A 14,613-nucleotide genomic window follows, 5' to 3' on the forward strand; every position below is an offset into this window, starting at 1 on the left:
GCGATCGTCACCCGCCGACGGCGCAGCGGCGCTCGACCGTGTACGGCCCGGTGCCGGCCAGTGCGACAGCCAGCGCGACCCCGGCGGGCGCGGGCAGGTCGGCGAGCCGGTGCGGGCCGGCCGGCCGGACGCACTCGACCGTGTCACCCCGGTGCACCGGCATGCCGAGGTTGGGCCACAGCGGGCCCCCGGCCGCTTTGACGGCGGCCTCCTTGCGGGCCCACAGCCGGGTGAACCGCAGCGCCCGGTCGGCGTGGCCGGCCCCGGCGGCGACGTGCCGTGCCTCCTGCGGATGGAAGAGACGCACGGACGCGGCCACCGGGTCCCCGCCCGGCGCGACAAGCTGGATGTCCACCCCCACCGGCCGGTCCTCGCTCAACGCGACCGCCACGAGATCGCCGGAGTAGGACAGGCTCGTGTGCAGGCCGGCCCACGGGCCGGTCAGCGCCGGTTTGCCGTACCGGCCGGGCCGCCAGGCCAGCGCCGCCGGTGACGCGCCAGTGGCCCGTCCGGCCAGCAGACGCAGCGCGCCGTGTGCCACGGTGAACCGGTCCCGCAGCGTCTCGGCGCCCAACCGTGCCGCCCGGCGCCGCTCGTCCGCGTCGAGCACCGCCCGGTAGCGGGCCAGCTCGTCCGCCGGCACCGCGGCGGCGACGATCCAGACCCGGACGGTGTCCCGCATGGACGGCAGCGTAACCGCGCCCGTCACGCCGCCACCCGCCTGCGGCGCCGCGGGCTGACCGGCGAAGATCGACGGTTGGCGGAGCCGTGCCAGAATCTGGCCGTGTCCTACCTCCCCTCGCAGCCGTATCCGCCGATGCCGGGCGGCGTCAGCCCGCTGATCGCCTACCCGCACCCGATCTCCCCGCCGCCGGGCTGCGGGGTGCTCGTCGTCTCGGTGAACCGCGGGCCGTACCTGATTCCCGTGCCGGTGACCAGCCGCTTCAAGATCGACCGCCAGGTGGTCGCGATCCCCGGCGAGGGGACGTGGCACGTCGCGGTGCCGGCCGGCACGCACGACGTCCGGTACACCGACTTCCTGGGTGTCCCGATCGTCACCACGGCGCTCGCGGTGCAGCCGGGCGCCGCGCACCACCTCGCGTTCCGCTTCGGCGGGTGGCGCAACCGGGTCTACGACGGGTACGGCACCGACGTCACCCGGTTCGGTCTGTGGTCCAACTACAGCATCATGCTGATCGTGCTGGCCGTCTTCGGCCTGGCTTGCTGCGGGGTGTTCGGGCTGGCCCTGGGCTCGAACCCCTGATCCGTCCGGCCGGCGGGCCTGGTCGCGCGGTCAGCGCAGCGACCAGGTCTGCTTCACGTTGAACACACAGGTCCAGGCGTTCAGCGGAGCACCCGCCGCGTGCCCGTCGACGTCCAGGCAGCGGTCGGTCGCCCGGTTGAACAGCGACCGCCGGCCCTGGCTCTCGATCCACTCCCACTTCTGCGCCGGGTTGCCGCTGCACCACGCGGTCTGCACCGGCACGCCGTCGCGCTTCTCGCCCCAGGCCACGTCCAGGCAGAGGCCGCCGTCGACCCGGACGCTGCCGTCGGACGCGAACGTCCACCACTGGGAACGCTCCTCCCGGCAGGCCCGCAGCACGACGCGTACGCCGTCCCCGCTGCCGCCGCTCGCGCACAGGCCGGTCTCCTTGCCGACGAGTTGCTTCGCGCCGGCCGGACGGACCGGTGCGGACGGCTTCTCCGACCGGTCCGGCTCGCCGGACGCCAGTGGCGGCGTGGACGGCCGCGCGGCCGACGAGGCCGTCGGCTTCGGCGAGCGCGTGGTGGCCGGGGGCGAGCCGGAACTCGCCGGCGTGCCGCGCAACCGGCCGTCGAGGGCGTAGAAGTCGGTGAACTCCCGGACCGTGCGCAGGAACGCCTGCGTGCCGGCGTCGAAGTCGCCGCCGGTGTGGCGCACGGCGTCGGTCCCGTTGCGGTACGCCGCCAGCGCCAGCAGATCCGGGTCGCCGTCGAGCGCGGCCAGTTCCCGTCGCAGCGCGCAGAGCGCGGCCCCGGCCGCCGGTACGGCCGCCTGCGGCTCCCACGGCGAGGCGCCGGACGGGCCGTACGCACGCCACAGCTCCGGCCGGAACTGGGCGATGCCCTTGCGACCGCCGTCGCCGAGCAGGTTCGGGTCGAAGCCGGACAGGGTCATCAGCTGCGCGGCCACCGCGGCCGGCGGCACCTGCGGGCACACCGAGCCGGCCCGTACCACCAGGCGGACGTACGCGGCGGGGACCGCCTTGGGCTGCCGGCGTTCGCCCTCGGCACCGGCCGCGACGGCGTCGGTGAAGCCGTCCTGCCGCCCGTAGTAGGCGGCGTACCGGTTCACCTCGTCGACGTACGGGACCGCCGCCGAGGGCACCCCTGCGGCGCCGCGGACCTCGTCGAATCCGGTGTGGAAGGCAGCGAGCGACAGCCGCCACGGGTCGCCGGGGACTTCCGCCGTGCGCAGTTGCCCGGCCAGGTCGCACATGTGGTGGGCCAGCGCGAGGATGTTGGCGGCGGCGTCCGTGCGCGGCGCGTCCGGCCACGGCGCCCAGGTCCGCCATCGCTCGTCGTCCAGTCCGGCCAGGCCCCGGCCGCCGGACGCGGTCCGCTCGGCCCGTCCGTCCAGACCCGACTCGGTCATCAGCTGCCCGGCCAGCCGCGCCGGGGTCAGCGTGGGGCACGACCGGGCCGCGGTCCGGATGGCGGCGAGCTGCTCGGCGGAGACGGTCCGGCCGGCCGACTCACCGTCGCGGGCGGTGGCGACGCTCCCGCTGAGGGCGGCGACCACCAGGCTGAGCGCCGCCAGTCCGGCGGCACCGGCGGCGACGACTCCGCGCGGGATCCGGCGCGGGCGGGTGTCCGGGCCGGGGACATCGGGTGTCACAGGGCGGTCCTTCCGGTGATGACGTACGCCGGACGGGTGCGCGACGTCCTCGGTTCACCCGGCCGGAGCCGGGTCCGACTCCGGTCCGGCCGCCATTGAACCGATCGACCGGCGAGCAGTCAAATGTGGACGGTCCGGCCGGGCCCGCCCGTGCGGGGGGAGCGGCGGTGCCGGTGTTGATCCGGAACGGGACCGAAAAGTTTCGGAATCTCGTTGCCTCCGTCGGCGACAGTGCGCCGGTGACCGGGCCGTCCACGCTGATCGGAGGCCCTTTCCGGCAGCCGTAACGCCCGTTCAGGGCCCCGCTGCGGTTACCACAACATTTCCGGAACTTGTTGACAGGATGAACCGGGGCTCCAATACTGTGGCCATCGGCGTATCTCGATTGACGTCGATGTCCGACCACCACCGTGGCGCGGCTGTCGCCCCGGTCCCGCCGTCCGCGGGCGGGCGAGCACCCGCGGCTCGCGCCACCCGGTTGGCCGCCCGCCAGCCGTCACAGGGAGGAAACCCGTCCATGAAAGACGCCCCCGTCCGCACGGGCATCCGCAGGCGCGGACGCCTCAGGATGGTCCTCGGCGGCGCCTGTGCCGTGGCGCTGATCACCGCCGGGGCGACGGCGGTCACGTCAGCTCCGGCTTACGCCCAGACCGTCACGTCGAACTCGACCGGCACGCACAACGGCTACTTCTATTCCTTCTGGAAAGACAGTGGCAACGTCTCCATGACCATGGGCAACGGTGGTCAGTACAGCACCCAGTGGAGCAACATCAACAACTTCGTGGCCGGCAAGGGCTGGAACCCGGGCTCACGCCGGACGGTCAGCTACTCCGGCAGCTTCAACCCGTCCGGCAACGCGTACCTGACGCTCTACGGCTGGACGCGCAACCCGCTCGTCGAGTACTACATCGTCGACAGCTGGGGCAGCTGGCGCCCGCCGGGCAGCGGCTACATGGGCTCGGTGACCACCGACGGCGGCACGTACGACGTCTACCGCACCCAGCGCGTCAACGCCCCCTCGATCGAGGGCACCCGGACGTTCTACCAGTACTGGAGCGTCCGCCAGCAGAAGCGCGTCGGCGGCACCATCACCTCCGGCAACCACTTCGACGCCTGGTCGCGCTACGGCATGAACCTCGGCACCCACGACTACCAGATCATGGCCACCGAGGGCTTCCAGAGCAGCGGCAACTCCAACATCACGGTCGGCGGCACCAGCGGTGGCAACCCGACCACCCCGCCGCCGAACAACGGTGGCTGCACGGTCAGCGTCAGCCGGGCCGAGGAGTGGGGCGACCGGTTCAACGTGACCTTCTCGGTCAGCGGCACGAGCAACTGGGTGGTCAGCATCCAGACCCAGGGCGGGCAGAGCCTGCAGAACAGCTGGAACGCGTCGGTCAGCGGCACCAGCGGCACGCTCACCGCACGCCCGAACGGCAACGGCAACAACTTCGGCATCACGCTCTACAAGAACGGCAACAGCAACACACCGACGGCGACCTGTTCCGCCGCCTGAGCCCTTTTCCGGGGAGGGGGTGCCGCGCCTGGCGCGGCACCCCCGTTTCGTGTGCCCGGACGGTCATGATGTGACAGCCGACACACCTGGGCGAAAACTTGATTGATTCCAGAAGACCGGACTAAGGTCGTCGCATGACGGCCGACTTCGAGACGCAGCTCCGGGCGGTCTCGTTGCGGGTGACCCGGCCCCGCCTGGCGGTGCTGGCCGCGCTGCGCGACCATCCGCACGTCGACACCGACACGGTGATCGCCCTGGTCCGCGCCGAGCAGCCCACCGTGTCCCACCAGGCGGTCTACGATGTGCTCCGGGCACTCACCGACGCCGGGCTGATCCGGCGCATCCAGCCGGCCGGCGCGACGGCCCGCTACGAGTCACGGGTGGGAGACAACCACCACCACGTCGTGTGCCGTTCCTGCGGCGCCATCGCCGACGTCGAGTGCGCCGTCGGCCGCGCCCCCTGTCTCACCGCCTCCGACGACCACGGTTTCGTGGTGGACGAGGCGGAGGTCGTCTACTGGGGCACCTGCCCCGGCTGTGCGGCCGACCGTACCGCCCAGCGATCCGCCAGTTCGGAAGGAAACAGATGAGCGACACCCAGGACAACCGGCCCGTCAGCCCGCAGGGCGTGGACGCCAAGGAGGCGGCCGGCTGCCCGGTCGCGCACGACTCCGTGACCGCGCACGGCAGCGAGAGCGAGAACCCGGCGATCGACTCGCCGACCCCGAAGACCGGCGGTCGTCCGCGCAGCAACCGCGACTGGTGGCCCAACCAGCTCGACCTGTCGGTGCTGCACGCCCACTCGCACAAGGGCAACCCGCTGGGCCCGGAGTTCAGCTACGCCAAGGAGTTCGCCAAGCTCGACGTCGAGGCGCTCAAGCGGGACATCACCGAGGTGCTCACCACCTCGCAGGACTGGTGGCCGGCCGACTTCGGTCACTACGGCGGCCTGATGATCCGGATGAGCTGGCACGCCGCGGGCACCTACCGCATCGAGGACGGCCGCGGTGGCGCCGGTGACGGCGGGCAGCGGTTCGCCCCGCTGAACAGCTGGCCGGACAACGCCAACCTGGACAAGGCCCGCCGGCTGCTCTGGCCGGTCAAGCAGAAGTACGGCCAGAAGATCTCCTGGGCCGACCTGCTGGTGCTCGCCGGCAACGTGGCCCTGGAGTCGATGGGCTTCAAGACCTTCGGCTTCGGCTTCGGTCGGGAGGACGTCTGGGAGCCGGAGGAGATCTTCTGGGGTCCCGAGGACGCCTGGCTGGGCGACGAGCGCTACGCCTCCGAGAAGGAGATGGTGGCCGGCGTCGGCGCGACCGAGATGGGTCTGATCTACGTCAACCCGGAGGGCCCGCGCGGCAACGCCGACCCGCTCGCGGCGGCGCACTTCATCCGTGAGACGTTCCGCCGGATGGCGATGAACGACGAGGAGACCGTCGCGCTGATCGCCGGCGGCCACACGTTCGGCAAGACCCACGGCGCGGGCCCCGCCGACGCGCACGTCGGCCCCGAGCCGGAGGCGGCGCCGCTGGAGGCGCAGGGCCTGGGCTGGCTGAGCACCTACGGCGAGGGCAAGGGCGGCGACACGATCACCAGCGGTCTCGAGGTGACCTGGACCGACAAGCCGACGCAGTGGAGCAACCGGTTCTTCGAGATCCTCTTCGGCTACGAGTGGGAGCTGACCACCAGCCCCGGTGGCGCCAAGCAGTGGGTCGCCAAGGACGCCGAGGCGATCATCCCGGACGCCCACGACCCGTCGAAGAAGCACAAGCCCACGATGCTCACGACCGACCTGTCGCTGCGCGTCGACCCGGCGTACGAGAAGATCTCCCGCCGCTTCCTGGAGAACCCGGACGAGTTCGCCCTGGCGTTCGCCAAGGCCTGGTACAAGCTGCTGCACCGTGACATGGGCCCGGTCAGCCGCTTCCTCGGCCCGTGGGTGCCGGAGGCCCAGCTCTGGCAGGACCCGGTGCCGGCCGTCGCGCACGAGCTGGTGAACGACGCCGACGTCGCCGCGCTCAAGGCGAAGGTGCTGGAGTCCGGCCTCACCACCGCACAGCTGGTCTCCACCGCGTGGGCCTCGGCCGCGAGCTACCGCTCCACCGACAAGCGCGGTGGCGCCAACGGCGCGCGGGTCCGGCTGGAGCCGCAGCGCAACTGGGAGGTCAACCAGCCGGAGCAGCTCGCCACCGTGCTGAGCACCCTCGAGGGCATCCAGCAGGAGTTCAACGCCGCCGGCGGCGCCCAGATCTCGCTCGCGGACCTGATCGTGCTGGCCGGTTCGGCCGCGGTCGAGCAGGCGGCGCGGGACGCCGGCGTCGAGGTGACGGTGCCGTTCCACCCGGGTCGTACCGACGCCACGCAGGAGCAGACCGACGTCGAGTCGTTCCGGGTGATGGAGCCGCGCGCCGACGGTTTCCGCAACTACCTGCGGCCGGGCGAGAAGACCCAGCCGGAGGTGCTGCTCATCGACCGCGCGTACATGCTGAACCTGACCGCCCCGGAGATGACCGTCCTGGTCGGCGGCCTGCGCGCGCTCGGCAACAACGTCGGCGGCGCCGCGCACGGCGTGCTCACCGACCGGCCCGGCGTGCTCACCAACGACTTCTTCGTCAACCTGCTCTCCCCGGGCACCCGGTGGAAGGCGGCGGAGTCCGAGGAGCACGTGTACGAGATCCGGGACCTGGCGACCGACCAGGTGAAGTGGACCGCCACCGCGGTCGACCTCATCTTCGGCTCCAACTCGCAGCTGCGGGCGCTGGCCGAGGTCTACGCCAGCGACGACGCGCGGGAGAAGTTCGTCCGCGACTTCGTCGCCGCCTGGACGAAGGTCATGGAGCTGGACCGCTTCGACCTGGCCTGATCCGCCGTATCCGGGCGAGCCCCGGTCCGTCGCGCCGCGACGGGCCGGGGCTCGCCCCGTTCGCGGGCCGTTCCGGTCAGTCGTGCAGCGTACGGCTCGGTGGGATGCCGAACACGGACCGGTAGTGGGCGGTGAACCTGCTGTGGCTCAGGAAGCCCCATCGGGTGGCGATCCGGCTGACTGTCTCGCGTCTCGGATCGCCCATCCGCAGCTCCTGGTGTGCCCGTTCCAGCCGGATGCGCCGCAGGTGGGCCGCCGGGGTGCTGTCCAGATGGCGCCGGAAGGCCAGTTGCAGGGATCGCACGGACACGGCGGCGGCGACGGCTACGTCCGCCGGGCTGATGTCCTGGTGTGCGTTCTCCTCCATGAAGGCGATGGCCCGGCGGAGCGTCGACGCCGAGGCGTCGCGCCGGTCCTGGCGCGCCGGGTCGGTCAGCGCGGTGTTGGGGAAGACGGCGAGCGCGGCCGCCGCGAGGATGCGCGCCGCCGTGCCGAGCACCAGCGGGTGTCGGCTCGCCTCGGGATTGCCCAGCACGGCGTGGCGGACGTAGCGGGCCGTCGACCGCCAGTGCTCGGCCAGGACCGGCGAGGCCGGCTGGAGGTCGGTGAACCGGACCGGCACGGGCCGCCGCCCGGGAACGGGAAAGGCGACCTGGTGGAGCAGGCCCGTGTCCAGCTGGACCAGGAGCACCTCGCCGCAGCGCCACCGGAGCCGGTACGGATGGCCCGGGTGCGCGTTCAGGAATACGTCGCCGGGGCGGAAGGAATGCGGTTCGCCGTCGACGACGCGGTTCACCATGCTGCTCGCGCTCTGGCAGACGACAACGGAATCGATCTGCTCGACGTCGATGCGCAGATCGCCGGACTGCGCGACCCGGTCCATCCGGAACGCGCCGGCGTTGAGCCGGCGGTGGCTGAGCCGGTACCCGGCATTGCCACGGATGCGCATGCCTTGCGTGCCATACGCCTCGGAGAGGTAATGGTGAATGAGGTCGGGTCGACGGCTCCGGAAGTGATGACTGACGATGGGGCTGTGCCTCACGTCGTCCCCCTGCCGTATTTGTCCGGAGAGTGGAGCGGAAGTCGTCACCGCGGGGAGCGAGGGAATCTCACCTCTCCGGATGCTATTACCCGATGGGATTCCTGCATATCCCGAATCCCATCAATGGCTTTTGCGCTAAGCGATCAATGGCATGCCTTCCGTGCGCTTACGGGACTAGCCCGGCGTCCGCCGGTGCGGAAAAGTCGACGCCGGCTTGCTGCGGTGGTCGAGGGGGCGCAGATGGACATCGCGAATGCACGGGAGGTGGCCCGGAAGGCGGCGGCGGCGTCGCTCCGGCAGCTCACAGCGGATCATCGGGTGGCCGGGCGGCTCCGGGGACACGAGCCGACCCTGGCAACGGCGGTGCGGGAGACGCTCGAGGAGGCCCTGGGGCGTCCGTCCGACGCCGACGGCGGTGCGCTGCACGAGTTCTGCCGACGGCGGGAGTGGACGCTGGACGAGTTCGACGCGTTGGGGCATCACCTGCTCACCGCCGTGCTGGCCCAGCGCCTGGGGGTGGAGGCGCTGGTGCGGGTCGGCGCGGCGCTGACCCGGGTCCGCCGGCGACTCGCGGGGCCGGCTGCCGTCACCGCACCGGCCCGCCCGGACCGGCGGAGCCGCAACAGCGCGTCCCGCCGTTACGCCCCGCCCGCGCACCTGCCGCTCGCGCCGAGCTGGCAGTGCAGCGGCTGCGCCGCCGCCTGGCCGTGTCCCACCAAGCAGAGTCAGCTGCTCGTCGAGTTCGGCGGTACGACAGCGGGGCTCGCCGTCTATCTCGGCGCCTGCCTCGTCGCCGCCACCAAGGATCTTCCGGCCCTGCCGCCCGCCCAGGCCAGGGCTCGCTTCCTGGGGTGGCTGCCGCGCCGACGGTTCTGACCCGGCCGCCGGTCGCGCGCCCGCAAACGTTGGAAAATTTGTTCGGAAGTTGCGGCCTTCCCGCGCAGCGGGTCCGCTCGTCCCGACCGGCGGGAACTGCCCTCGGCGCTCGATCGCCGGGTCCAGCGTGGATCTCCGCTGGTGGAGCGGATTCTGGGTCCGTTCGTGTTGCCTGCGGGTTTCAAAAACTTTGCCGCAAGCTCTTGCAAAGACTTTCATGGATGGCGCATGGTGTTCGCTACCCGGGACGGCCGCCCCACCCCCGCTCACCCTTTCGAACCCACGGAAGAGGTCCCCCGACCATGCCATCCGCCAGGCCACACCCCCGTGGCCGCGCCGGTCGCCTGCTGCTCGCCGCCGCGCTCGTCGCGGCCGGCGGCACAGTGGCCGTCGCCGCTGCCACCACCGCCCCCACCCCCGCCCGCGCCGCCGTCGTCCTCAACGACAGCGAGGTGACCGCCAACCTCTGGGAATGGAACTGGGCCTCGGTCGCCGCCGCCTGCACCGACCACCTCGGACCGGCCGGCTACGGCGCGGTGCAGGTGGCACCGCCGCAGGAGTCGGTGCAGCTGCCCACCAGCGCCGACGGCGCGTACCCCTGGTACGAGGTGTACCAGCCGGTGTCGTACAAGCTGGACAGCCGGTTCGGCAACCGTCAGCAGTTCGCCGCCATGGTCACCGCGTGCCACAACGCCGGTGTGCGCGTCTACGTCGACGCGGTGGTCAACCACATGGCCGGCACCAACAACCCCGCCGGTACGCGCGGCTACGCCGGCACCGAGTTCTCCGGCTACGACTACCCGGCCGTGCCGTACGGCGCCGGGGACTTCCACCGCCCCGGGGACAACTGCCCGACCGGCGGCGCGATCAGCGACTGGAACAACGAGTCCCAGGTGACCAGCTGCGAGCTGCTGTCGCTGTCGGACCTCTACACCGAGAAGGAAGCGGTCCGCAACAAGATCGCGGCGTACCTCAACGATCTGATCGGGCTCGGTGTGGACGGCTTCCGGGTCGACGCGGTCAAGCACATCCGCAAGGACGACTTCGCGGCCATTCTCGGCAAGCTGAACAACACCGTCGCCGAGGGCCGGCGGCCCTACGTCGCGCAGGAGATCTTCGACGGGGCGAGCAACCCGGCGTTGCAGGCGCGCGCGTACATCGGCAACGGCGACGTGCTCGACTTCGCGTACGCCAAGGGCATCCGCTCGGCGTTCCAGGGCTCGATCGCGGCGCTGGCGAACGTGCCGAACTGGAACCTCGACGCGCCCGGCGCCAACGTCTTCTCCATGGTCACCAACCACGACCTGGAGCGCGACGGTGTGGTGCTGTCGTACAAGAACGGCACCGACTACGTGCTGGCCAACTACTTCGCGCTGGCCTACCCGCACGGCAAGCCGTCGGTATACGACAGCTTCACCTGGTCCAACCGCAACCAGTCCCCGCCGCACGACGGCACCGGACGGGTCACCGACACGGTCTGCGGCGCCGCCTGGACGTGCCTGAGCCGCACCACCGGCGTCAAGGGCATGGTCGGCTGGGCCAACGCCGCCCGCCCGGTGAAGACCGTCTCGGACTTCACCACAGTGAACAGCAACGTGATCGGCTTCCACCGGGGCGACCGGGCGTGGATCGGCATCAACGACTCCGGCTCCGCCACCACCGCGACCTTCGTCACCGGGCTGGCCGACGGCCGGTACTGCGACGTCATCTCCGGCGTCGCCAGCGGCAGCGGCTGCACCGGCGGTACGGTGGCCGTGTCCGGCGGCCGGGCCACCGTGACCATCCCGGCCAACGACGCGATCGCCGTCCACGTGAACGCCCGGCCGGGCGCGAGCCCGTCCCCGAGCGCCTCCCCGACGGTCTCGCCGAGCGCCTCCCCGACGGTCTCGCCGAGCGCGTCGCCCACGGTCAGCCCGAGCGACCGGATCGCCACCACGTTCACCGTCACCGCGAACCTCGCCGCCGGGCAGGACGTCCGCGTCGTCGGCAACGTACCCACGCTGGGGTCGTGGACGCCCGCGAACGGCGTCACGCTCGCCGCGCAGGGCGGCGGCGGCGTCTACCGCGCCACCGTCGACCTGCCCCGGTCGACGACCGTGGAGTACAAGTTCGTCAAGCTGACCGCCGCGGGCGCCGCCACCTGGGAGTCCGGCGCGAACCGGACCCTCACCACCCCGGCCGGCGGCACGTACGCGGTGACCGAGACGTTCCGTGGCGACACCGTCACCACGGCGGTCGCCACCACCTTCTCCGTCACCGCGACCACCGTCTACGGGCAGAACGTGTTCGTCGTCGGCAACATCCCGGCGCTCGGTGGCTGGAACCCGGCCGCCGCCGTCGCGCTCTCGCCGGCCGCGTACCCGGTCTGGCGGGCCACCGTCGACCTGCCGCCGAACACGGCGGTCGAGTACAAGTACGTCAGGAAGAACCCGGACGGCTCGGTGACCTGGGAGTCCGGCGCGAACCGGACGCTCACCACGCCGGCCGGCGGCACCCGTGCCGTCACCGACACCTGGCGCTGACGATCGTGCGGCCCGTCCCCGTCACCCCCGGGGACGGGCCGCATCCGGTCCGGCCCGCACCCGGACCCGGCCGGACTCCGCCCCGGCGGCGGGCCCGCCCCGGCGAGGTGCGCCGACGGTCGCCCCCAGCGCGACGGTCAGGCACACCACGGCGGCGACCACCAGCGGCGGACGGCCGCCCACGGCGACCGCCGCCGACCCGAGCGGGATGGCCAGCGTGATCGGGCCGAACATCGCCGTGTTCGCCGTCCCGGCCACCCGCCCGAGCATCGCCTGCGGCGTGTACGCCTGCACGGCGGTGACCGCCGCCACGAGCGTCCAGGGCAGACCCACGCCGGCCACCACCGAGGCGGCCACGGTGCCCGGCCACCACGGCAGGCAGCGCCCGAGGCATCCGGCGGCGAAGAGGACCGCACCCGCGGCACCGACCGCGATCTCACCACGGCGACGGACGAGCCGGCCGACGACCAGCCCGGCGACCAGCGACCCGGCGCCCTGCGCGCTCGCCAGCACGCCGAGGAACGTCGACGGCATGGCCAGGCCGGTCACCACCACGTCGTACAGCGCCGCGGTGGTGAAGCCGGACATCGCGATGGACACCGCCGCGAGCGCCACGGGTACGCGTACCGCCCGCCGGGCCAGCAGCGCGGCGAGGCCGTCCCGCACTCCCGCCGGACGTGCGGCCGGGGGAGCGGGGACGGCCCGCGTCAGGCGCAACGCGCCGTACAGGGCGGCCGCGAGCACCGGTACGACGGCGGCGAGCACCGCGACGACGTGCCCGCCCCGCCACGCGTACAGGCCCGCCCCGGCCAGCGGCGCCACCAGCTTCATGCCCTCCTGCGCGCTCGACCGCCAGCCGTTGACGTCGGCCAGCCGGGACAGCGGGAGCGCGGCGGGCAGCAGCGCGGTCTCGCCCGCGTCAACGAGCACGTAGCCGACGCCGTACGCGAGCGACACGGCGTAGATCAGCCACGCGTCGCCGGGGCCGCGAACCGCCAGCAGGCTCAGCAGCGCGGCGGCGAGCGCGAGGTCGACGCCGATCACCAGGGAACGCCGGGGCACCCGGTCGAGCAGGCCGCCGAGCCACGGGCCGGCCAGGGTCGGGGCGTAGACGCACATGCCGGCCAGGGCGGCGAGGCCGGTGGAGCCGGTCAGGTCCAGGATCCAGATGCCGGACACCAGGGCCATGGCGCTGCCGCCGAGGCCGGACAGCAGCGAGACGGCCACGAACAGGAAGGCGTTGCGGCGCATGGGTCCCCCGAGAGTTGAGCCTGGAGGACTCATCCTCGGGACATGAGCCTGAGCGGGGCAAGACTTCGAACGCGTGTCAATGCCCCGTTGACAGCGCTGTTGCGATCCGCCGGGCGGCGTCGCGTACCGGAGCGGGCAGCCTGCAACCGGCCCCGGCCAGGTCGTCGGCGAGGTGCGCGGCCAGCGCGCACAGCGGCCCGGCGGTGGCGTCGAGGGCGAGCGCGCAGGTGCGGCGCGTCAACGCCGCGCGGGGGAAGCGGCCGTCCCACGAACGGTCCGCCTCGATCCAGCGGTGCAGGCCGGCGACGGCGGCCCGGAGCGCCGGCACGTCGGGGGAGCCGGCCGGGTCGAGCCGGGTCAGGCGGACCCGCCGGGCCGCCACGAGGCGCTGCCGGCGCTGCTCGGCGGCCTGCCGGCTGCGCAGGCCCAGCGCCCGCGCGATCTCGGCCCAGGTGGCGCCGTCGTGCCGGGCCCGGTCGATCAGATCCAGTTCCCGGTCCTCAAGCCGGACCCGCGCCGCGGCGATCTCGGACAGGCCGGCCAGGGTCACCCGTCAACGCTACATTGACAGCCGGGCCCGAAGTATCAGTCCTTCGGGACGCCCGGGCCCACCTCGCCACGCGCCAGGTGCTCGGCGTTGCGGTCGGCCTCACTCTCCGCGTTCTCCGCGCCGGCGCCCGGGTCCCGGGTACGCCGCCCCTCGGCGTCCTGGAAGACCTGCCCGCGCTCGAGCGCGCCCTCCTGCTGCCGCTGGAACTGCTCCGGATCAGTCATGACCGTCAGGTGCCCCGGCCGCCGCGCGGCAAACCGGTCCGTCAGCGCGGCGGCGCCACGTAGAGGGCGGTCCGGCAGCCGGTCTCGCCCGGCTCCAGCCAGATCCGGTCGTACCCGGGGGACTCGATCTTCCCGGCCGGTGTGCGGACGAGCAGCAGGCAGTCCCGTTCGGCCGGTACGCCGACGGCGGCGACGAGCGCGCCCTCGTGCACCGTCGTGTCGATGGTGATCCAGTCCTGCGGGAAGGCGGCCCGCACCGCGCCCGCCAGCGTCTCCGGGGTGGCGGTGCGCAGCACAGCGGTGAGCCGCTGCCGCCCGTCCTCGGGCACCCTCGGCACCGGCGCCGCCGTCGGTGGCGAGGGCGCGGCGCCGCTCGGACAGTCGATCTCGTGGTACGTCGTGTAGCGGTAGAGCGTGAACTCGTAGCGGTAGCAGCGAGTGGCCTCACCGGCGGTGTTGCTCGCGCCGCCGATCGACACCGGCGGCCGTTCCGGCACCGTCACCACGAATCGCACGTCGACCGTGGCCCGCTCGTCCCCGGCGGTGCGGCCGGACCACGCCAGCGCCTCCCGCCGGACCGTACCGCCGCCCGACGCGGCGTCCGTCGGCTCCTGGACGATCTCGGCCGCCGCGATCGACCCGGCGTCCCGCACCCGGTTGCGGTGCCCCAGCTGCGTGTTGAGCTGCTTCGCTTCCACCGCCGCGGCGTCGCGTGCCAGCGTGTCGCCGCTCTCCTCGCCGATCCCCTTCCCGCATCCGGCCGAGGCGAGGAGGAGCGCCGCGAGCGTCCAGCGGATCCACCGGTGACGCGCTGCAGGTTTCGGCCCGGTGGCGCTGCGTGTCCGGTTCACCGCGCGGACGTTACCGGCGAGCCGGGCGCCGCGCTGCCCC

13 protein-coding genes are annotated in these 14,613 nt (G+C 72.9%); 6 read left to right on the top strand and 7 right to left on the bottom strand.

Annotation, left to right across the window (positions count from 1 at the left end):
* Nucleotides 1–7 precede the first annotated feature (7 nt).
* Complete coding sequence (locus O7604_RS21360) at nucleotides 8–682, bottom strand: 4'-phosphopantetheinyl transferase superfamily protein (RefSeq protein ID WP_281577531.1); 675 nt, start codon at nucleotides 680–682, stop codon at nucleotides 8–10.
* Nucleotides 683–784: 102 nt separating this feature from the next.
* Here O7604_RS21360 and O7604_RS21365 point away from each other — a divergent pair, with 102 nt between their 5' ends.
* On the top strand, nucleotides 785–1,264 hold the full coding sequence (locus O7604_RS21365) for a hypothetical protein (protein ID WP_269705522.1): 480 nt from the start codon (nucleotides 785–787) through the stop codon (nucleotides 1,262–1,264).
* A gap of 30 nt (nucleotides 1,265–1,294) precedes the next feature.
* On the opposite strand, the gene O7604_RS21370 is transcribed toward O7604_RS21365, so the two are convergent.
* A complete protein-coding gene (locus tag O7604_RS21370; protein WP_281577532.1) occupies nucleotides 1,295–2,878 on the bottom strand; it encodes a ricin-type beta-trefoil lectin domain protein in 1,584 nt (527 codons plus the stop codon).
* A gap of 517 nt (nucleotides 2,879–3,395) precedes the next feature.
* Between O7604_RS21370 and O7604_RS21375 the strand changes: the two genes are divergently transcribed.
* From O7604_RS21375 to katG, 3 genes are all read left to right on the top strand, one after another.
* Nucleotides 3,396–4,394, top strand: coding sequence for a glycoside hydrolase family 11 protein (locus tag O7604_RS21375; protein ID WP_269705524.1), 999 nt, complete (start codon nucleotides 3,396–3,398; stop codon nucleotides 4,392–4,394).
* 134 nt (nucleotides 4,395–4,528) lie between these two features.
* Nucleotides 4,529–4,984, top strand: coding sequence for a Fur family transcriptional regulator (locus tag O7604_RS21380; protein WP_269705525.1), 456 nt, complete (start codon nucleotides 4,529–4,531; stop codon nucleotides 4,982–4,984).
* Nucleotides 4,981–7,257 carry a catalase/peroxidase HPI gene (gene katG / locus O7604_RS21385; RefSeq protein ID WP_281577533.1) on the top strand — a complete coding sequence of 759 codons (2,277 nt, stop codon included), beginning with the start codon at nucleotides 4,981–4,983 and terminating at the stop codon, nucleotides 7,255–7,257. Before O7604_RS21380 ends, katG begins: the two co-directional genes overlap by 4 nt.
* Nucleotides 7,258–7,333: 76 nt before the next feature.
* Here the strand turns inward: katG and O7604_RS21390 are convergent, their stop codons facing one another.
* Nucleotides 7,334–8,347: an AraC family transcriptional regulator gene (locus O7604_RS21390; protein WP_281577534.1), complete on the bottom strand. Its 1,014-nt coding sequence runs from the start codon at nucleotides 8,345–8,347 to the stop codon at nucleotides 7,334–7,336.
* A gap of 192 nt (nucleotides 8,348–8,539) precedes the next feature.
* Here O7604_RS21390 and O7604_RS21395 point away from each other — a divergent pair, with 192 nt between their 5' ends.
* Together O7604_RS21395 and O7604_RS21400 are read left to right on the top strand one after the other, a co-directional pair.
* A complete protein-coding gene (locus tag O7604_RS21395; RefSeq protein WP_281577535.1) occupies nucleotides 8,540–9,175 on the top strand; it encodes a hypothetical protein in 636 nt (211 codons plus the stop codon).
* A 302-nt stretch (nucleotides 9,176–9,477) separates the two neighbouring features.
* Complete coding sequence (locus tag O7604_RS21400) at nucleotides 9,478–11,697, top strand: carbohydrate-binding module family 20 domain-containing protein (RefSeq protein WP_281577536.1); 2,220 nt, start codon at nucleotides 9,478–9,480, stop codon at nucleotides 11,695–11,697.
* A gap of 21 nt (nucleotides 11,698–11,718) precedes the next feature.
* Here the strand turns inward: O7604_RS21400 and O7604_RS21405 are convergent, their stop codons facing one another.
* The 4 genes from O7604_RS21405 to O7604_RS21420 all read right to left on the bottom strand — a co-directional run bounded on the left by O7604_RS21405 (nucleotide 11,719) and on the right by O7604_RS21420 (nucleotide 14,573).
* The gene (locus tag O7604_RS21405; protein WP_281577537.1) at nucleotides 11,719–12,948 is read right to left on the bottom strand and encodes an MFS transporter; all 1,230 of its coding nucleotides are present in this window, start codon (nucleotides 12,946–12,948) and stop codon (nucleotides 11,719–11,721) included.
* A gap of 76 nt (nucleotides 12,949–13,024) precedes the next feature.
* Complete coding sequence (locus tag O7604_RS21410) at nucleotides 13,025–13,498, bottom strand: hypothetical protein (protein ID WP_281577538.1); 474 nt, start codon at nucleotides 13,496–13,498, stop codon at nucleotides 13,025–13,027.
* Between the two features lie 35 nt (nucleotides 13,499–13,533).
* Nucleotides 13,534–13,722, bottom strand: coding sequence for a ribonuclease (locus tag O7604_RS21415; protein WP_281577539.1), 189 nt, complete (start codon nucleotides 13,720–13,722; stop codon nucleotides 13,534–13,536).
* A gap of 41 nt (nucleotides 13,723–13,763) precedes the next feature.
* Nucleotides 13,764–14,573, bottom strand: a complete 810-nt coding sequence (locus O7604_RS21420) for a hypothetical protein (protein ID WP_281577540.1) — start codon at nucleotides 14,571–14,573, stop codon at nucleotides 13,764–13,766.
* Nucleotides 14,574–14,613: the final 40 nt, after the last annotated feature.

Source organism: Micromonospora sp. WMMA1947 (assembly GCF_027497355.1).
In the GTDB taxonomy this organism is placed as follows: Bacteria; Actinomycetota; Actinomycetes; order Mycobacteriales; family Micromonosporaceae; genus Micromonospora.

Bases quoted from the DNA above. Each gene is read 5' to 3' on its own strand.
- O7604_RS21360 (WP_281577531.1), bottom strand. From the start codon at position 682: ATGCGGGACACCGTCCGGGTCTGGATCGTCGCCGCCGCGGTGCCGGCG.
- O7604_RS21375 (WP_269705524.1), top strand. From the start codon at position 3,396: ATGAAAGACGCCCCCGTCCGCACGGGCATCCGCAGGCGCGGACGCCTC.
- O7604_RS21380 (WP_269705525.1), top strand. From the start codon at position 4,529: ATGACGGCCGACTTCGAGACGCAGCTCCGGGCGGTCTCGTTGCGGGTG.
- katG (WP_281577533.1), top strand. From the start codon at position 4,981: ATGAGCGACACCCAGGACAACCGGCCCGTCAGCCCGCAGGGCGTGGAC.
- O7604_RS21395 (WP_281577535.1), top strand. From the start codon at position 8,540: ATGGACATCGCGAATGCACGGGAGGTGGCCCGGAAGGCGGCGGCGGCG.
- O7604_RS21400 (WP_281577536.1), top strand. From the start codon at position 9,478: ATGCCATCCGCCAGGCCACACCCCCGTGGCCGCGCCGGTCGCCTGCTG.
- O7604_RS21405 (WP_281577537.1), bottom strand. From the start codon at position 12,948: ATGCGCCGCAACGCCTTCCTGTTCGTGGCCGTCTCGCTGCTGTCCGGC.
- O7604_RS21415 (WP_281577539.1), bottom strand. From the start codon at position 13,722: ATGACTGATCCGGAGCAGTTCCAGCGGCAGCAGGAGGGCGCGCTCGAG.